At 69.2% G+C, this 15,757-nt stretch carries 17 protein-coding genes, 1 tRNA gene and 1 other RNA gene; 12 read left to right on the forward strand and 7 right to left on the reverse strand.

Annotation, left to right across the window (positions count from 1 at the left end):
* Positions 1-35 precede the first annotated feature (35 nt).
* The 8 genes from DW299_RS11980 to dapF all read left to right on the forward strand — a co-directional run bounded on the left by DW299_RS11980 (position 36) and on the right by dapF (position 6,725).
* Complete coding sequence (locus DW299_RS11980) at positions 36-344, forward strand: helix-turn-helix domain-containing protein (protein WP_136036724.1); 309 nt, start codon at positions 36-38, stop codon at positions 342-344.
* 18 nt (positions 345-362) lie between these two features.
* Entirely contained in the window at positions 363-587 is a 225-nt protein-coding gene (locus DW299_RS11985) for a DUF3046 domain-containing protein (protein ID WP_136035009.1), read from the forward strand.
* A gap of 271 nt (positions 588-858) precedes the next feature.
* A complete protein-coding gene (gene recA, locus DW299_RS11990) occupies positions 859-1,905 on the forward strand; it encodes a recombinase RecA (protein ID WP_136035007.1) in 1,047 nt (348 codons plus the stop codon).
* Between the two features lie 113 nt (positions 1,906-2,018).
* Entirely contained in the window at positions 2,019-2,759 is a 741-nt protein-coding gene (locus DW299_RS11995) for a regulatory protein RecX (RefSeq protein ID WP_240745394.1), read from the forward strand.
* Between the two features lie 47 nt (positions 2,760-2,806).
* The gene (gene miaB / locus DW299_RS12000) at positions 2,807-4,354 is read left to right on the forward strand and encodes a tRNA (N6-isopentenyl adenosine(37)-C2)-methylthiotransferase MiaB (RefSeq protein ID WP_136036726.1); all 1,548 of its coding nucleotides are present in this window, start codon (positions 2,807-2,809) and stop codon (positions 4,352-4,354) included.
* Positions 4,351-5,262 carry a tRNA (adenosine(37)-N6)-dimethylallyltransferase MiaA gene (gene miaA / locus DW299_RS12005; RefSeq protein ID WP_136036727.1) on the forward strand — a complete coding sequence of 304 codons (912 nt, stop codon included), beginning with the start codon at positions 4,351-4,353 and terminating at the stop codon, positions 5,260-5,262. Before miaB ends, miaA begins: the two co-directional genes overlap by 4 nt.
* A 32-nt stretch (positions 5,263-5,294) precedes the next feature.
* Positions 5,295-5,843 carry a dihydrofolate reductase family protein gene (locus tag DW299_RS12010; protein WP_136036728.1) on the forward strand — a complete coding sequence of 183 codons (549 nt, stop codon included), beginning with the start codon at positions 5,295-5,297 and terminating at the stop codon, positions 5,841-5,843.
* A gap of 9 nt (positions 5,844-5,852) precedes the next feature.
* Positions 5,853-6,725 (forward strand): diaminopimelate epimerase, encoded by an 873-nt coding sequence (dapF, locus tag DW299_RS12015; RefSeq protein ID WP_136034996.1) that lies wholly within the window; start codon positions 5,853-5,855, stop codon positions 6,723-6,725.
* A gap of 8 nt (positions 6,726-6,733) precedes the next feature.
* Here dapF and DW299_RS12020 read toward each other — a convergent pair whose 3' ends face one another.
* Positions 6,734-7,375, reverse strand: a complete 642-nt coding sequence (locus tag DW299_RS12020) for a class I SAM-dependent methyltransferase (RefSeq protein WP_136034994.1) — start codon at positions 7,373-7,375, stop codon at positions 6,734-6,736.
* Positions 7,376-7,441: 66 nt separating this feature from the next.
* On the opposite strand from DW299_RS12020, the gene hflX reads away from it, so the two are divergent.
* Positions 7,442-8,953 (forward strand): GTPase HflX, encoded by a 1,512-nt coding sequence (gene hflX, locus DW299_RS12025; RefSeq protein WP_136036729.1) that lies wholly within the window; start codon positions 7,442-7,444, stop codon positions 8,951-8,953.
* A gap of 9 nt (positions 8,954-8,962) precedes the next feature.
* Here hflX and DW299_RS12030 read toward each other — a convergent pair whose 3' ends face one another.
* Positions 8,963-9,628, reverse strand: coding sequence for an SIMPL domain-containing protein (locus tag DW299_RS12030; protein WP_136036730.1), 666 nt, complete (start codon positions 9,626-9,628; stop codon positions 8,963-8,965).
* Between the two features lie 142 nt (positions 9,629-9,770).
* Here DW299_RS12030 and ssrA point away from each other — a divergent pair.
* Positions 9,771-10,140, forward strand: a transfer-messenger RNA (tmRNA) gene (ssrA, locus tag DW299_RS12035).
* Between the two features lie 67 nt (positions 10,141-10,207).
* Here ssrA and DW299_RS19135 read toward each other — a convergent pair.
* Positions 10,208-10,369: a hypothetical protein gene (locus DW299_RS19135; RefSeq protein WP_168387320.1), complete on the reverse strand. Its 162-nt coding sequence runs from the start codon at positions 10,367-10,369 to the stop codon at positions 10,208-10,210.
* 154 nt (positions 10,370-10,523) lie between these two features.
* Between DW299_RS19135 and DW299_RS12040 the strand changes: the two genes are divergently transcribed.
* A complete protein-coding gene (locus DW299_RS12040; protein ID WP_136036746.1) occupies positions 10,524-13,388 on the forward strand; it encodes an HAD-IC family P-type ATPase in 2,865 nt (954 codons plus the stop codon).
* Between the two features lie 15 nt (positions 13,389-13,403).
* Here DW299_RS12040 and DW299_RS12045 read toward each other — a convergent pair whose 3' ends face one another.
* Both DW299_RS12045 and DW299_RS12050 read right to left on the reverse strand, forming a co-directional pair.
* On the reverse strand, positions 13,404-13,970 hold the full coding sequence (locus tag DW299_RS12045) for a hypothetical protein (RefSeq protein WP_136034988.1): 567 nt from the start codon (positions 13,968-13,970) through the stop codon (positions 13,404-13,406).
* Between the two features lie 26 nt (positions 13,971-13,996).
* The gene (locus DW299_RS12050) at positions 13,997-14,797 is read right to left on the reverse strand and encodes an inositol monophosphatase family protein (protein ID WP_136036731.1); all 801 of its coding nucleotides are present in this window, start codon (positions 14,795-14,797) and stop codon (positions 13,997-13,999) included.
* A 165-nt stretch (positions 14,798-14,962) separates the two neighbouring features.
* Here DW299_RS12050 and DW299_RS12055 point away from each other — a divergent pair.
* Positions 14,963-15,038: transfer RNA gene (locus tag DW299_RS12055), tRNA-Lys, on the forward strand.
* 75 nt (positions 15,039-15,113) lie between these two features.
* Here the strand turns inward: DW299_RS12055 and DW299_RS12060 are convergent.
* Complete coding sequence (locus tag DW299_RS12060; protein WP_136034984.1) at positions 15,114-15,389, reverse strand: hypothetical protein; 276 nt, start codon at positions 15,387-15,389, stop codon at positions 15,114-15,116.
* Between the two features lie 28 nt (positions 15,390-15,417).
* A complete protein-coding gene (locus tag DW299_RS12065; protein ID WP_136036732.1) occupies positions 15,418-15,684 on the reverse strand; it encodes a hypothetical protein in 267 nt (88 codons plus the stop codon).
* Positions 15,685-15,757 lie beyond the last annotated feature (73 nt).

Genomic DNA, 15,757 nt, shown 5'->3' on the forward strand with positions numbered 1-15,757 from the left:
GGAACCTCGATCGAACACATGGGGAGGAGGTTCCGATGATTCTTGTACGACAGGAAATCGGCGATGTGCTGAGGGACTTCCGCTTGCAGAAGGGGCGCACCCTCCGGCAGGTCGCAAGCAAGGCGTCCGTCGCGCTCGGCTACCTGAGCGAGGTCGAACGCGGACAGAAGGAGGCGTCGAGCGAGATCCTCGCCTCGGTCGCGGAGGCCCTCGACGTTCCCATCTCCACCATCATGCGCGAGGTCGGGGATCGCATCTCCGTCCTCGAGGGCATCCAGGTCTTCCCCGACGTCGTTCCCGACGATCTGGTCGCCTCGGTCGAGCCCGAGCTCTCGCTGCACTGACCACTCGGCCGGGTGACGATGCGACGTAGCGAATTCCTTCGCGCCGTCGACGCGGAGTTCCAGGCGCGAGGGCCGTCACTGGTGAACGACCTCAGTCTGACGGCGGTCAACGGCCGTACCGCGAGCGAAGCGCTGGCGGACGGCGTGCCGCCCCGGGAGATCTGGCTCGCTCTGTGCGAGGAGATGGATGTTCCGCTGTCTCGGCGGCACGGCGTCGGACGGCTGGAGCCGCGGAGCCGCTGAGTTGCTGCTCTCGTTCTCCGGGGTGTGCGGAACTCCGACACGCCGCGTTGCGCTGCTGTCGAAAATCTGTTCGAACCGGGCGTAGTCTTCTGCACAAGTGGTTTCGATGCCTGGATCATCACAGACCTCGGGTGGGCCGATGCAATGTCGGTGGCTCGTCCTAGCGTGAGGACCAGGCTGAAGAAGCCACACGCCTTGTCGGAGAGTTCCTTCCAGCCGGAAGAGCCGCGACAGCCTACAGGCGGCATCACACGCGCAGAAGGAGCACACCATGCCATCACCCGCCGACCGCGAGAAGTCCCTCGAGACCGCCCTCGCGCAGATCGACCGTCAGTTCGGAAAGGGCTCGGTCATGCGGCTGGGCAGCGATGAGCGCGCCCCCGTGGCAGTCATCCCCACCGGCTCCATCGCCCTCGACGTCGCCCTCGGGGTCGGAGGCCTGCCGCGTGGCCGCATCGTGGAGATCTACGGCCCGGAGTCCTCGGGTAAGACCACACTCACCCTGCACGCCATCGCCAATGCGCAGCGCGCGGGTGGTATCGCGGCGTTCATCGACGCGGAGCACGCGCTCGACCCCGACTACGCCGCGAAGCTGGGCGTCGACATCGATTCCCTGCTGGTGTCGCAGCCGGACACCGGTGAGCAGGCGCTGGAGATCGCCGACATGCTCGTGCGGTCCGGTGCCATCGATCTCATCGTCGTCGACTCGGTCGCGGCCCTCGTGCCGCGAGCCGAGATCGAGGGTGAGATGGGCGACTCCCACGTGGGTTTGCAGGCCCGGCTCATGTCGCAGGCGCTGCGCAAGCTGACGGGTGGGCTCAACCAGACCAACACCACGATGATCTTCATCAACCAGCTGCGCGAGAAGATCGGCGTCTTCTTCGGATCGCCCGAGACCACCGCCGGTGGAAAGGCGCTCAAGTTCTACGCCTCCGTGCGCATGGACATCCGACGGATCGAGACCCTCAAAGACGGAACCGACGCCGTCGGCAACCGTACGCGGGTCAAGATCGTCAAGAACAAGATGGCCCCGCCGTTCAAGCAGGCGGAGTTTGACATCCTCTACGGCGTGGGGATCTCTCGCGAGGGCAGCCTGATCGATTTCGGCGTGGAGCACGGGATCGTCAAGAAGTCTGGCTCGTGGTACACCTACGACGGCGACCAGCTGGGGCAGGGCAAGGAGAACGCGCGCACGTTCCTTCTCAACAACCCCGACATCGCCCTCGCCATCGAGACGCAGATCAAGCAGAAGCTCGGCATCGGTGCGCAGCCCGCGCCCGCGTCTGCGGACGAGCTCGCTGAGCGTCGCCCGGCCTGATGAACGAGCAGCGTGGGGGCGATCCGGAACGGATCGCCCCCATCATCCCTCTCTTCGGAGGGGCGCCTTCTCGGCAGCCCTCACGACGGCCTACCCCGCCCGATCATTCGGGGGTGGACGCGCCGGCATCGACTGACGGCGCCGCGTCGTGGCGCTCGACCTGGCATCAGGCGCCGTCCGACTTCCCGCAGGAACCCGACGCGGGCACGCCGAGCGAACGGCATCCCGCACGCGGTCGACGCGGGCGATCGACAGCGGGCACCCCGGTCCCTCGGCTGCGCGCGATCGACGAGGGGACGCTCGGCGGGGCGGATGCCGAGCGGGGAGACGAGGACGGTCCCACCACGGAGGAGGTCCGTGTCGCGGCCGAAGAATCTCTGCTCCGCAAGCTTCGCACCCGCTCGTTGTCCGTCTCCGAAGCGCGCCTGGTCTTGAGAGGCCACGGGGTGGAGGCGAACGACGTCGACGACCTGATCGAGGATTTCTGCCGTCGCGGTTACCTCGACGACGCGGTGCTCGCCGAGATGCTCGTGACCTCGGGCGCCGAACGAAAGGGGCAGGGGCGTGTCGCGCTGTCCCGTGCGCTCGCCCAGCGCGGGATCCCGCGAGAGGTGATCCATGCGGCGCTGGAGGAACTCCCTGACGACGATGCGGAGCGGGCGCTGGAGTTCGCTCGCACCAAGGCGCGGTCTCTCAGCCGGCTCGACGCCGATACGGCGCTTCGTCGCCTCACGGGTCAGCTGGCGCGGCGCGGTTATGCCGGATCGGTCGCGATGACCGCCGCCAAGACGGCGCTGCGCGAGGCGTCGTCCGGTGGTTCCGGGTCCGGCGTGCGCTTCGTGGATTCCGACTGAGGGCGCCGCCCTGAGCGCGGTGACGGGGCTCGTACAATGGACAGATCATGACTATCCCCCGCAGTGAACCGACGATTATCAGCGCCTCATCGGCGGCCGTCGACGACGACGACGGGCGACAGCGATCGTATGAGGTGCGTACCTTCGGGTGCCAGATGAACGTGCACGACTCCGAGCGGCTGTCCGGTTCGCTCGAGAGCGCGGGCTACGTCCCTGCGCCCGCGGGCAGTGAAGCCGACGTCGTCATCATCAACACCTGCGCCGTGCGCGACAATGCGGCGGGCAAGTTGTACGGCACTCTCGGACACCTCGCCGCGGTGAAGCGTCGGAAGGCGGGCATGCAGATCGCCGTCGGTGGCTGTCTCGCACAGATGGACAAGCAGGCGGTGCTCGACAAGGCGCCGTGGGTCGATGTCGTCTTCGGAACGCACAACATGGGCTCCCTGCCCGGCCTCCTCGAGCGCGCCCGCCACAACGGAGACGCGGAGCTGGAGATCCTCGAGTCGCTCGAGGTGTTCCCGTCCACGCTTCCCACCAAGCGCGACTCCGCCCACAGCGGTTGGGTGTCGATCTCGGTCGGCTGCAACAACACCTGCACGTTCTGCATCGTTCCGAGCCTTCGTGGCAAGGAGAAGGACCGCCGCCCGGGCGACATCCTCAACGAGATCCGGCTGCTGGTCGAGGACGGCGCGATCGAGGTCACCCTGCTCGGCCAGAACGTCAACTCGTATGGTGTGGAGTTCGGAGACCGCCAGGCCTTCGGCAAGCTGCTGCGCGCGGCCGGGCAGATCGAGGGCCTGGAGCGGATCCGATTCACGAGTCCGCATCCGGCCGCCTTCACCGACGACGTGATCGACGCGATGGCCGAGACACCGAGCGTGATGCCGCAGCTGCACATGCCGCTCCAGTCGGGCAGCGACCGCATCCTCAAGGCCATGCGGCGTTCGTACCGCAGCGAGCGTTTCCTGGGCATCCTCGATCGGGTGCGGGCACGCATCCCGCACGCGGCCATCACGACCGACATCATCGTCGGGTTCCCGGGCGAGACCGAGGAGGACTTCGAAGACACGATGCGGGTGGTCGAGCAGGCACGCTTCTCCGGAGCCTTCACGTTCCAGTACTCGATCCGGGAGGGCACACCGGCGGCGACGATGGCGGATCAGGTTCCGAAGGCCGTGGTGCAGGCCCGCTACGATCGCTTGATCGCACTGCAGGAGCGCATCTCGCTGGAAGAGAACCAGAAGCAGGTCGGCCGCGAGATCGAGGTGCTCGTGTCGACCGGGGAGGGCAAGAAGGACGCCGAGACCCACCGCCTGACGGGCCGAGGCGAGGACAACCGTCTCGTGCACTTCGAGGTCCCGCCGGGGTCGGAGCTTCCGCGCCCGGGTGACGTCGTCACGGTGACGGTCACGCACGCCGCGCCGTTCCACCTGCTGGCCGATGACCCCACCGGCGCGCCTCTGCGCATCCGCCGGACACGGGGCGGAGATGCCTGGGACCGCTCGCAGGCGGAGTCGTGCGCGGTGCCGTCACCGAGTGCGAGCGGGTCGAGCGCCGTGTCGCTCGGGCTTCCGACGCTGCGCGTCGGCGTGTGACCGCGCCGCGACTCTGGGCGATCGTCGGTGCCACGGGCACGGGCAAGAGCGACCTCGCCCTGGACCTGGCCGAAGCGCTGCGGCGTCAGGGTAACCCGGCCGAGATCATCAACGCCGACGCGATGCAGGTGTATCGCGGCATGGACATCGGCACGGCGAAGTTGCCGACCGCCGACCGTCGTGGCATTCCCCATCATCTCCTCGACGTGCGAGAGGTCACGCAGGATGCTGCTGCCGCTTGGTATCAGCCGCTGGCGCGTGCCGCGGTGCGCGACATCCAGGAGCGCGGCGGAGACGCCATCCTGGTCGGCGGCTCGGGTCTGTACGTCTCCAGCGTGATCTTCGACTTCGACTTCCCGCCGCGAGACCCGGCGGTGCGGAGGCGGCTGGAGCTCGAGTTCGAGGCCGAGGGGATCACGCCGTTGCTCGAGCGACTGCGGCTGCTCGATCCGACCACGGCGGAGCGCGTGGACCCCAGGAACAGCCGACGGGTCATCCGTGCGCTCGAAGTGGTGGAACAGGGGAGTGCTACGCACGGGGCAGCGCTTCCCGATGCGCCGACGCTGTGGATGCCGCAGACGCGGATCATCGGCCTGCGCCTGGACCGCGAGCCGCTCGTGCGCCGGCTGAACGACCGGGTCGACCGCATGTGGGCGCAGGGGCTGGTGGCGGAGGCCGAGAGTCTCCGTGGGCGTGGCCTGGAGGGCGGCACCACGGCTTCCCGCGCGATCGGCTACGCCCAGGCGCTGGGACAGTTGGACGGCCGGCTCACGGAGGCGGAGGCGATCGCGGAGACGCAGGCCCTCACCCGCCGGTACGCCCGCCGTCAGGTGTCGTGGTTCAAGCGTTACCCGCAGCTCGAGTGGCACGACGTGCCGACCTCCGCGGAGCAGCTTCTCGCCGACTGACGAGTGTCGGTGCCCGGTGCAAGACTGCGCGCATGGCCACTCACTTCTACACCGCCTCCAGTCTCGATGGGTTCATCGCCACGCTCGACCATTCACTCGACTGGCTGCTGAGCCAGGACATCGATCTGGAGGGGCCGATGGCGTACCCGTCGTTCGAGAAGAATGTCGGCGCCCTCGTGATGGGGGCGTCCACCTACGAGTGGGTGATGCGGCACGAGGAGGGACGGTGGGGGTACACCCAGCCGACGTGGGTGCTCACGCACCGCGACCTCGAGCTGCCCGCGGGGGCGGCCGTCGAACTCACCAGCGACGCCGTGAGCGAGGTGCACGCCCGCGCGGTGGCGGCGGCGGAAGGTCGCGATGTCTGGATCGTCGGCGGGGGAGACGTCGCCGGGCAGTTCGCCGATGCCGGGCTTCTCGACGAGGTCTGGGTGCAATACGCCCCGGTCACCCTCGGGTCAGGTGCACCGCTTCTTCCTCGTCGACTCGATCTGGAGTTGCTCGAGGTCGCGCGCAACCGCAGCTTCCTGTGCGGGCGCTATCGCGTCGTCCGCGACGAGGGGGGAACGAACCGTCCCTAGACTGGGAGCATGGTCGCATTCACCAAGGGGCACGGCACCGGCAACGACTTCATCATCATCGCCGACCCCGATGGGCAGCTGCCTCTGTCACAGGAGCAGGTGGCTGTGCTCTGCGACCGCCACTTCGGCATCGGCGCAGACGGGGTCCTGCGGGTCGTCCGCTCTGCGTCCCTTCCGGAGGGCGCTGCGGCGCTGGCGGAAGAGCCCGCCGCGGAGTGGTTCATGGACTATCGCAACGCCGACGGCTCGGTCGCGGAGATGTGCGGCAACGGGATCCGCGTGTTCGTGCACTATCTGGTGCGTTCCGGTCTCGCGAGTATCGAGCAGGGCGCGACGCTGCCGATCGGTACCAGGGCCGGAGTGCGCGACGTGACCCGCAGCGCGAACGGCTACCAGGTCGACCTCGGGGCGTGGCGCCTGTCGGGCGACGACCCACTCGTCCGTGCGGATGGGCTCACCGTGACCCGCCCCGGCCTCGGCATCGATCTGGGCAACCCGCACGTCGTAGTCGCGCTGGCATCCGAGGCCGAACTCGCGCTGCTCGAGCTCACGCGTGCACCCGAGCTCGAACCCGCCCTTCCTGCGGGCGCCAACGTCGAGTTCGTCGTCCCGGGTGAACCCCTGGTCCGCGACGGCATCGGCCATGTGCGCATGCGGGTCTCCGAGCGCGGCGTCGGCGAGACGCTCAGCTGCGGAACCGGTGTCGCGGCGACGGCCCTCGCCGTGCGGTACTGGGCGGGTGCGCAGGCGCCGAACAACTGGCAGGTCGAGGTGCCCGGTGGCACACTGGCCGTGCGGATGTTCCCGGCGGAGGACGGCGAGCACGTCGCGCTCTCCGGGCCTGCGCAGCTGGTCTTCCAGGGTGAGATCGACCTGCTCTGAGGCGCGGATCAGACCAGCGCGATCGGCTCCGTCGGTGGCGTGCCGTGCTTGCGCACCTTCAGGATGCGGTAGCCCTTGCCGGTCGCGGTGCGGAAGACGCTGAAGCCGGGGTGGAACGTGCTGGCGATCCACCGCTGCAGGGAGTCGGCACCCAGATTGCGCTGCACCACGAGCCAGGCATCGCTGCGCTCGTCGAGCCGGGGGATCCACCGTTCGAGAAGCCCGTGGAGCTCGTTCTTCCCCACGCGGATCGGCGGGTTGGAGCGGATGGTGCGGAAGGTCACGTCGTCGGGAACATCTCCGGGCAGCGCGGCGTTGACATTGGTGAGGCCGAGCGCGGAAGCATTGCGACGCACGAGGTCGAGCGCACGTTCATTCACGTCCACCGCCCAGACGGTGGCGTGCGGTGAAGCCAGAGCCATCGACAGGGCGATGGGTCCCCAGCCGCTGCCGAGGTCGAGAAGATGGCCGCCGGGTGGAACGGGCGGAGTGTTGGCGAGAAGGACCGCGGTTCCGGCATCGAGCCGATCCGGGCTGAAGACCCCACCGGCGGTGGTCATCTCCAGCTCGCGCCCTGCCAGGGATACACGGATCGTGCGCAGGTTCTCGGGGCTTGCCGGGGCCGCAGTGAAGTAGTGGTCGGACCCCATACGGTGAGCGTACCGGACGGTGCGGGCTAAGGTTAAGGCTCGCGAGGAAACCAGAGACAGGAACGGATGACGGAGACGAAGATCCCCTCCACCGACGACCAGACGGTCGACCGAGTGCTTTCGAACGCGGAGAAGCGATCGGAGGTCCGCGTCTTCGGCGCCGCCCAGGCCCTGCAGGACGAGGCCACGGCCGCGCACTCGCAGACCGACGGTCAGCAGTGGGACCTCGAAGATCGGCATGCGCTGCGTCGCGTGGCCGGACTCTCGACCGAACTGGAAGACGTCACCGAGGTCGAGTACCGACAGCTACGGCTCGAGAACGTCGTGCTGGTGGGCGTGTACCCGCAGGGGGCGCAGGAAGACGCGGAGAACTCGCTGCGCGAGCTGGCCGCGCTGGCCGAGACGGCGGGTGCCGTGGTCCTGGACGGCGTGCTGCAGCGGAGGCCCCACCCTGACGCCGCGACCTACCTCGGACGAGGCAAGGCGCAGGAGCTGAAGGACATCGTGGCCGCGGTCGGGGCGGACACCGTCATCGCGGATACCGAACTGGCGCCCAGCCAGCGTCGCGCCCTCGAAGACGTCGTCAAGGTCAAGGTGATCGACCGCACGACCGTGATCCTCGACATCTTCAGCCAGCACGCGAAGAGCCGCGAGGGCAAGGCCCAGGTCGAGCTCGCGCAGCTCGAGTACCTCCTTCCGCGGCTGCGCGGATGGGGTGAGTCCATGAGCCGCCAGGCCGGTGGGCAGGTCGGCGCAGGCGGCGCGGGGATGGGATCGCGCGGCCCGGGTGAGACGAAGATCGAGCTGGATCGTCGTCGCATCCGCACGAAGATGGCGCTGCTGCGCAAGCAGATCCGCGACTTCGCGCCGGCTCGCGAGGCCAAGCGGGCCGAGCGCAAGCGCAACACGATTCCCTCCGTCGCGATCGCGGGCTATACCAACGCCGGCAAGTCCAGCCTTCTGAACGCCCTGACGAGCGCCGGCGTGCTCGTCGAGAACGCCCTCTTCGCCACCCTCGACGCGACCGTGCGCCGATCGGCGACCGAGGACGGCCGTGTCTACACCCTCACCGACACGGTGGGCTTCGTGCGGAACCTGCCGCACCAGCTGGTCGAGGCTTTCCGCTCCACGCTGGAAGAGGTCGGCGACGCCGATGTCGTGTTGCACGTCGTCGACGGGTCGCACCCCGACCCGGCCGGCCAGCTGCAGACGGTTCGCGACGTGATGGGCGACGTCGGGGTGCGCGACCTGCCGGAGATCGTGGTCTTCAACAAGGCCGACCTGATCCCCGAGGATGAGCGTCTCGTGCTGCGCGGCCTGGAGCCGCACGCGCACTTCGTGTCGTCGCGCTCGGGGGAGGGCATCGACGAGCTGCGGTCCGCGATCGAGGCGGCGCTGCCCCAGCCCGCGGTCGAGATTCGTGCGGTGGTCCCGTACGACCGGGGCGACCTCGTCGCCGCGATCCACGAGACGGGCATGCTGCTCTCCGTCGAGCATCAGGAGCAGGGAACCGCCGTGCACGCCCGGGTGTCCGAGCGTCTGGCGGCCGAGCTGGCGCCGTTCGTCGCGGAGGGGTGAGCTCCGCGCTCAGCGGGCGAGGAAACGCGCCTCGACGGTTGCCGAGATGACGATCTCCTCCGGCTCGTACTGCATGGAGGGTGCGGCGTCGCCGGCGAACGCGACCGCTCCGCGAGCCTTCATCAGGGGCGTACCGGGGCCGGGGTGGCCGGGGGCGATCAGCCCGACGTCGGCCAGTTCGACGGGCGAGACCTGATGGAGGCCGACGGCACCCGCGTACGCCTCGGCGCGCAGCACGGCGGCCTCCACGGCGCGGGCCGCGACCTCGCGTTCGACACGGGTGCGGGTCTCGGGGGTGAGGTGCCAGTCCACCCAACCGACCTCGACTCCCTCCCGCGCTGACACCTCGGTGACCCACAGGGAGAGCTCGCCGTCCTCCGCGAACGTCGCGGTGAAGTCGACGCCGGCCATGTAGACGGGCGCGAGGCGCGAGCCATCGCTGCTCCACGGGCGCTCCGCCCGGACGCTGAGGTTCGCGCTGCTCCAGTCGAGCGCTGACCCGGTCTTCGTGCGCTCGGCGAGGTCTTCGCGCACGGGCTCGGAGAGGCGCAGGGCTTCGTCGACCACGGGGCCGCGCTCCGGCCCCTCGGCACGGACGGAGACACGGACGGTGGCACGCTCGGGGCGGGCCCGCACTTCGTGCTCACCACGGACGGTGACGATGACCTCGCTCATGCGCCGACTCTACGCGAGCCGGTCGGGGCAGGGGCGGAATGGCGAAGGGCCTCCGAACGTTGTAACCTGTGATGCTCGGGTGCATGTCGCCCGGCCTGGTAATTCCACAGTGTGACAGCGGCTCCTTCGCGAGAAGGACCACGGGGCTGATCGGTTTCGACAGCGCCTGTGAATCCACGAGAAGCGGGCCGAGGATGCAGAGTTATCTCGTAAACGCTCTCTGCAAAACAATAGTTGCCGAATCCAAGCGCAACGACTTCGCCCTCGCTGCCTAAGCGAGCCCGATAGTCCGTCAGACCGTATGTGATTCCGATACGGATCCTGGCGTCATCTAGGAATCTTGCTGCGTGACGGCGTCTGGACGTCACGTGGGACTCTTCCCAGGCTGGGCTCGTCGACTTAGGTGTCTGTGACAAAGGTCGGAGCCGAGCAGAACGCTTCCACAGACTGCGCCCGGAGAAGGCGTGGAGACTCAGCGTTGGACGGGGGTTCGATTCCCCCCAGCTCCACCAGGTCGCTGTCACAGACGAAGCCCCCGTGTTCCTCATGAACACGGGGGCTTCGTCGTTCCGAGACCGGCTAGTCGGCGTCGGTGCCGTCGTGAGCCTCCACGTCGTCGTCGCCGGTGGGTGGCACCGTGGGCGGTTCGCCCTTGTTGTCCTCGGCGCCGAGGTTGTCGTTCTCGTCGGGCCCGGGGGAGGATTCGGTGCTGATGTCGTTGCGGTGGCTGTCGCTGCTCATGCGCGTTCCTTTCTGGGTGACTTCCTCCACCCTCTCCTCCCGGAGGATCGGGGGCCAGACGGTTGACAATGCGACCACGCGCGGCCCAGGGAGCAGACGCGGAGGAGGGCATGCCGCAGGAGACGCCGGCGCAGCCTATATTGAGGCCGTGACGATGACCCCGCCCACGCCCGCCGACGGACTCACGCGCGCCCAGGTGGCGGAACGCGTCTCGACGGGCCGAACGAACGCGTTCACGGCCGATACGAGCCGGAGCGCCTGGAGCATCGTCCGCGCGAACGTGTTCACCATCTTCAACGGGATCGTGTTCGCGTGCTTCTTCGTGCTGTTCGCGATCGGGCGGTGGCAGGATGCCCTTTTCGGTCTCGCCGCGTTCTCCAACGCGATCATCGGCTGCGTGCAGGAGTTCCGAGCGAAAGCGGCCCTCGATCGCCTCGCCCTGATGAACGCCCCGCGTGCGCTCGTCCGACGGGACGGAGCCGAGACGGAGGTGGTCCCCGGCGATGTGGTGCTCGACGACGTGCTCGTGCTGCGTGCCGGCGAACAGGTCCCGGCCGACGCCACGGTCACGCAGTCCCGCGGGCTGCAGATCGACGAGTCGATGCTCACCGGCGAGTCGGACCCGGTCGAGAAGCACCCGGGCGATGAGGCGCTGTCGGGGGCGGTCGTCGTCGCCGGCGAAGGGCTCGCCGTCACCACCCGGGTCGGGGCGGACTCATACGCGAACCGGTTCGCGGGTGAGGCGCGGCGGTTCTCGCTGGTGGCGAGCGAGCTCCGGTCGTCGATCGATCGCGTCCTCACCTGGGTGGGCTGGATCATCGGTCCCGTCGGGCTCCTCGTGCTGAACGCGCAGATCATCGTGACCGGCGGCTATGCGACGGCGTTCAGCTCAGGCTCGTGGCAGCAGGCGGTCGTCAACACGATCGCCGCGTTGACCGCGATGATTCCGCTCGGCCTCGTCTTGATGACCAGCATCGCGTTCGCGGTCGGAGCGTCGCGGCTCGCGCGTCGACAGGTGCTGGTGAACGAGCTGCCGGCGGTCGAGGGGCTCGCTCGTGTCGACGTCGTGTGCCTCGACAAGACCGGCACGCTCACGGTGGGCGACATCGTCTTCGACGCCGAGCACACGATCGGCGGCGCGACTCCGTCCCGTGCAGACGAGGTGGCCGCCGTGCTGGCCTGGTATGCGGCAGCTCCGGACGCGAACTCGACGGCCCGTTCCCTGCGCGCCGACCACCCGGTGCGCGCACCGCTGCACGTCCGCGGAGACATCCCGTTCTCCTCGGCGCGCAAATGGAGCGCCACGGTGTTCGAGGAGGTCGACGGCACCTGGGTGATGGGGGCACCGGAGATGATCTTCGGCGACGAGGCCACCTCGAGCAGCACCGAGCTCGGCCGCACGGTCACGAGGCTCGCGGAGAGCGGGCGCCGCACGCTGGTCCTCGCGCGGGCAGAACAGCCGCTGTCCGAGTCGGAGATCGCCGAGGAGCGCCTGCCCGCCGGACTGGCCCCCGTCCGCGTCCTCACCTTCCGCGAACAGGTGCGTCCTGACGCCGCGCAGACGCTGGAGTACTTCCGCCGCCAGGAGGTGGCCATCCGCATCATCTCCGGAGACAACCCGCGGACCGTGGCGGCGATCGCGCGCGAGGTCGGACTCGACGTGGAGGAGGGGTTCGACGCGCGGGAGCTCCCCGACGACGATGCCGAGCTCGCCCGGCTCCTCGACAGCCAGCAGGTGTTCGGGCGGGTGACGCCGGAGCAGAAGAAGCGCATGGTGACCGCGCTGCAGAGCCACGGACACACCGTCGCCATGACCGGAGACGGGGTCAACGACGCCCTGGCGATCAAGACGGCCGACATCGGGATCGCCATGAACTCCGGCTCGCCGGCGACGAAGGCCGTCGCGCGCCTCGTCCTGCTCGACGGGCAGTTCTCCCACCTGCCCGACGTCGTGGCCGAGGGGCGGCAGGTCATCGCGAACATCGAACGCGTCTCGATGCTGTTCCTCACCAAGACGGCGTATGCGACGACCCTCGCCGTCGTGTTCGGTGCGCTGATCCTGGCCTTCCCGTTCCTCCCGCGCCAGCTGTCGATCACCGACGGCCTCACCATCGGGATCCCCGCGTTCTTCCTGGCGCTCATGCCGAACGCCTCGCGCTACCTCCCCGGCTTCCTGCGGCGATCCCTCAGCTTCGCGATCCCGGCCGGCGTCGTCGTGGCGGGCGGCCTCACCTGGTACGACGCTGTCGCGCGCGGTCTCGGCGTCTCCGAGGAGCAGCTGCGTACCGGCGCGACCGTGATCCTCGCGATCGTCGGCATCTGGGTGCTGGCGGTGCTGGCGCGGCCCCTCAATCGCTTCAAGGTCCTCGTGGTGGGCGCCATGTTCGTGCTGCTCGTCGGCATCTTCAGCCTGCCGCCGGCGCGCAGCTTCTTCGCCCTGGTCGATCCGGGGGAGGAGCTCGCGCTGGCCCTCACCGGGATCGTCGCGGTGATGATCGCCGCGATCGAGATCATCCGGTTCGTCCATCGCCGCGTCGTCGTCGATCGTGTTCGCCCGAGCGGCGACCGCACCGGCGAAACCGAGCGCGCCGCTCAGGCTGCCCGCGGCAGCACCGTGGCGCGGGTCCTCACGAATGGGGTCGCAGCCCTCGCCTATGTCTTCGGCCTGCTCGCCACGGCGTTCGGTGTGCTGGTGTTCCTCTCGCGCTACGAGGGGACGGTGGGACGGACGGCGTTCTCGCTCCTCGGCGCATCGATCGCCCTGTTCGGGCTCCTGGTGCTCGCGATCGCGGCGGGCGTGCGGCGGGGCAGCGGGTTGTCGCGCCTGTTGCTCACGATCGTGCTGACGCTCGCCATCGCGGTCAGCGTCGCGGTGCTGCTCGCGGGGGATCGCTGGGACTGGGGTGCCGGGATCACGGGGCTGGTCGCGGGCGTGCTCGTGACCCTGCTGTGGACGCCGCCGACGACGCACCGGTTCGGGCGCATCCGCGACAGCTCGATGGGGCGCGGTCGCCCCTGAGCGGCCGCGGTGCCCTCAGTCCGCCCAGTCGACGAGCAGCAGGCTCTGGCGGGTGTCGGCGAACTTCACCCAGCCGTCGCCGAAGAGGTAGGTCATGCCGTAGCCGTCCTCATCGGTTCCCATCGAGAACTCCGGGTCCTCCGTGACGTACACGCCCTCTTCCGACTCCTCGCGCTGCCACCCCTCGGCGAGCAGCCCGGCCTGCGCCTCCGCCGCGTCCGCGGCGCTGACGCGGGCCCATCCGTACAGCTGACCGTGGTCCGAGGGCACCGAGAAGTCGGCCCAGAAGCAGAGCAGTCCCTCGGTGAACTCCACGCCTCCGGCCCGGAACTCCTTGCCCTGCGCACTCCAGCCGGCCGACGTCAGCGCGGCGACCGTGCCGTCGGAGATCATCGACTCGCACGTGAGCTCCTCGCCCGTGGGTTCGGGCGCCGGAACGGGGGCGGGGGAGGACGTCTCGACCGTGGTGTCGGCCGTGGCAGGAGGAGAGCGGGTGGGCTCGGCGTGCGGAGCCCCGCTGCAGCCCGCCAGCAGCAGCACCAGCAGCGCGCCGGTGGCGGCGGGAAGGCTGCGGGCGGTCATGGGGGTCCTCGGGATCGCGGTGGCGGTCAGTCGTCGTGCAGGAGCGCGAGGAGGTCCTGGTGAAGGACTCCGTTGGTGGCGAGTGTCGAGCGGGCGGAGATCGTCTCGCTGCCTTCGAAGGACGTCATCCGGCCGCCGGCTTCGCGCACGATCGCCACGGCGGCCGCGATGTCATACTCCTTCACATCGAACTCGGCCACCATGTCGAGGCGGCCCTCGGCCAGCAGCATGTAGGCGTACACGTCGCCGTAGGCGCGGTCCCGCCAGACCCGGTCCGACAGTCGCAGGAGGGCGTCGAGGTGCCCGGCGTCCCGCCACTGAGCGATGCTCTGGAAGCTCACGCTCGCGTCATCCAGGGAGGACACGGCGGAGACCGTCAGTCGTCGTTCCTCGCCGTCCACGGCGGTCCACGCGCCGTCGCCGGCGGCCGCCCACCAGCGTCGTCCCAGCGCGGGCATGCTCACCACCCCGACCTGGGGCACCCCGTCGACCGCCAGAGCGATCATGGTGCCCCACAGCGGCACGCCGCGCAGGAAATTCGCCGTCCCGTCGATCGGGTCGATGATCCACTGTCGGTCCGTGGTCCCCTGTGCGCCGAACTCCTCGCCGAAGATGCCGTCATCGGGCCGCTCGCTCTCGAGGATGCTGCGCACCGCACGCTCGGTCGCCAGGTCGGCGTCGGTGACATGCGACCGGTCGGCCTTGGTGGAGATCTCCAGATCCGCGGCGTCGAAGCGCGGCAGAGATTGGGCGTCCGCCGCGTCGGCGAGCCGGAGGGCGAGGGCGAGGTCGGCGCGCAGGTCGGTCGCGGCAGGGGGCTGAGTCACGCTCCCAGGATAGTGGCGGTGACCTGCGGCCCTGAGTGACCATCGGCCACCGTGGCTGCGTCCCGAGGTGTACGCGTGTGCTTGGCGCGCCCGGGCGGCACACGATTTCGTCGGCGGCTGATCGGCTGGTAATGTAATTCCTCGGTCGGGGTTATCCCGGGCCACGCACCTCTAGCTCAATCGGCAGAGCAACTGACTCTTAATCAGTGGGTTCAGGGTTCAAGTCCCTGGGGGTGCACCACGCAGAAGCCCTCGATCCGTGCTCCACGGTCGAGGGCTTCTCTCGTACGGTGCTCGTCCGGTCGACGGCGTGCGGTCAGGCGCGCCGGACGGACAGCATCTGCCAGCCCTCCGGAACCTTGGCCTCGAGCGACGCCATGTCCTCCGCCTCGATCTGCTCGACGCCGTCGACCCGGCGGAACGTTCCCGTGGCCTCCATCTTCGCCTCGCCCTTCAGCATCCGCACCGGTGCGGATGCCAGGTCGAACCCGGGCTGCGCGTGGGCGGCCAGCTGTGTGCGCACATCCTCGAGGGACGTGCCGACGACGTCGGCGGTGGCGGTGCCGAGGGGGCGGATGAGGGCGATGAGCATCCTCCCAGCTTAGGAGGCGCGCGACGCGTCAGAGGTCCCAGTCGAGGGCGGATCGCAGATCGACGGGAGGAGGCGCATCCGTGGTGCTCCGCCGCAGGTAGACCGCCACGCGAGAGTGCGCCGTGATCAGCACACTCGTCAGACTGTCGCCGGTGGCGAGATCGACGAAGGTCGGCTCGGAACGTGCCGCAGCCTCGATGCGCGTCATGAGGTCAGCCACGTCGGTGCTGGACGGGAGCGCGAAGTCGTGCCCATCGATCTCGATGTGCGTCGTGGTCGTCTCGGAGTTCCCCATGCGGTCCACGGTAGGCAGGGCTCACCGAGGCGGCAAGAGGGGTTGAACCAGCCTGCGCATCGTGTTACGGGCG

Source organism: Microbacterium sp. K35 (assembly GCF_004794375.1).
Classification (GTDB): domain Bacteria; phylum Actinomycetota; class Actinomycetes; order Actinomycetales; family Microbacteriaceae; genus Microbacterium; species Microbacterium sufflavum.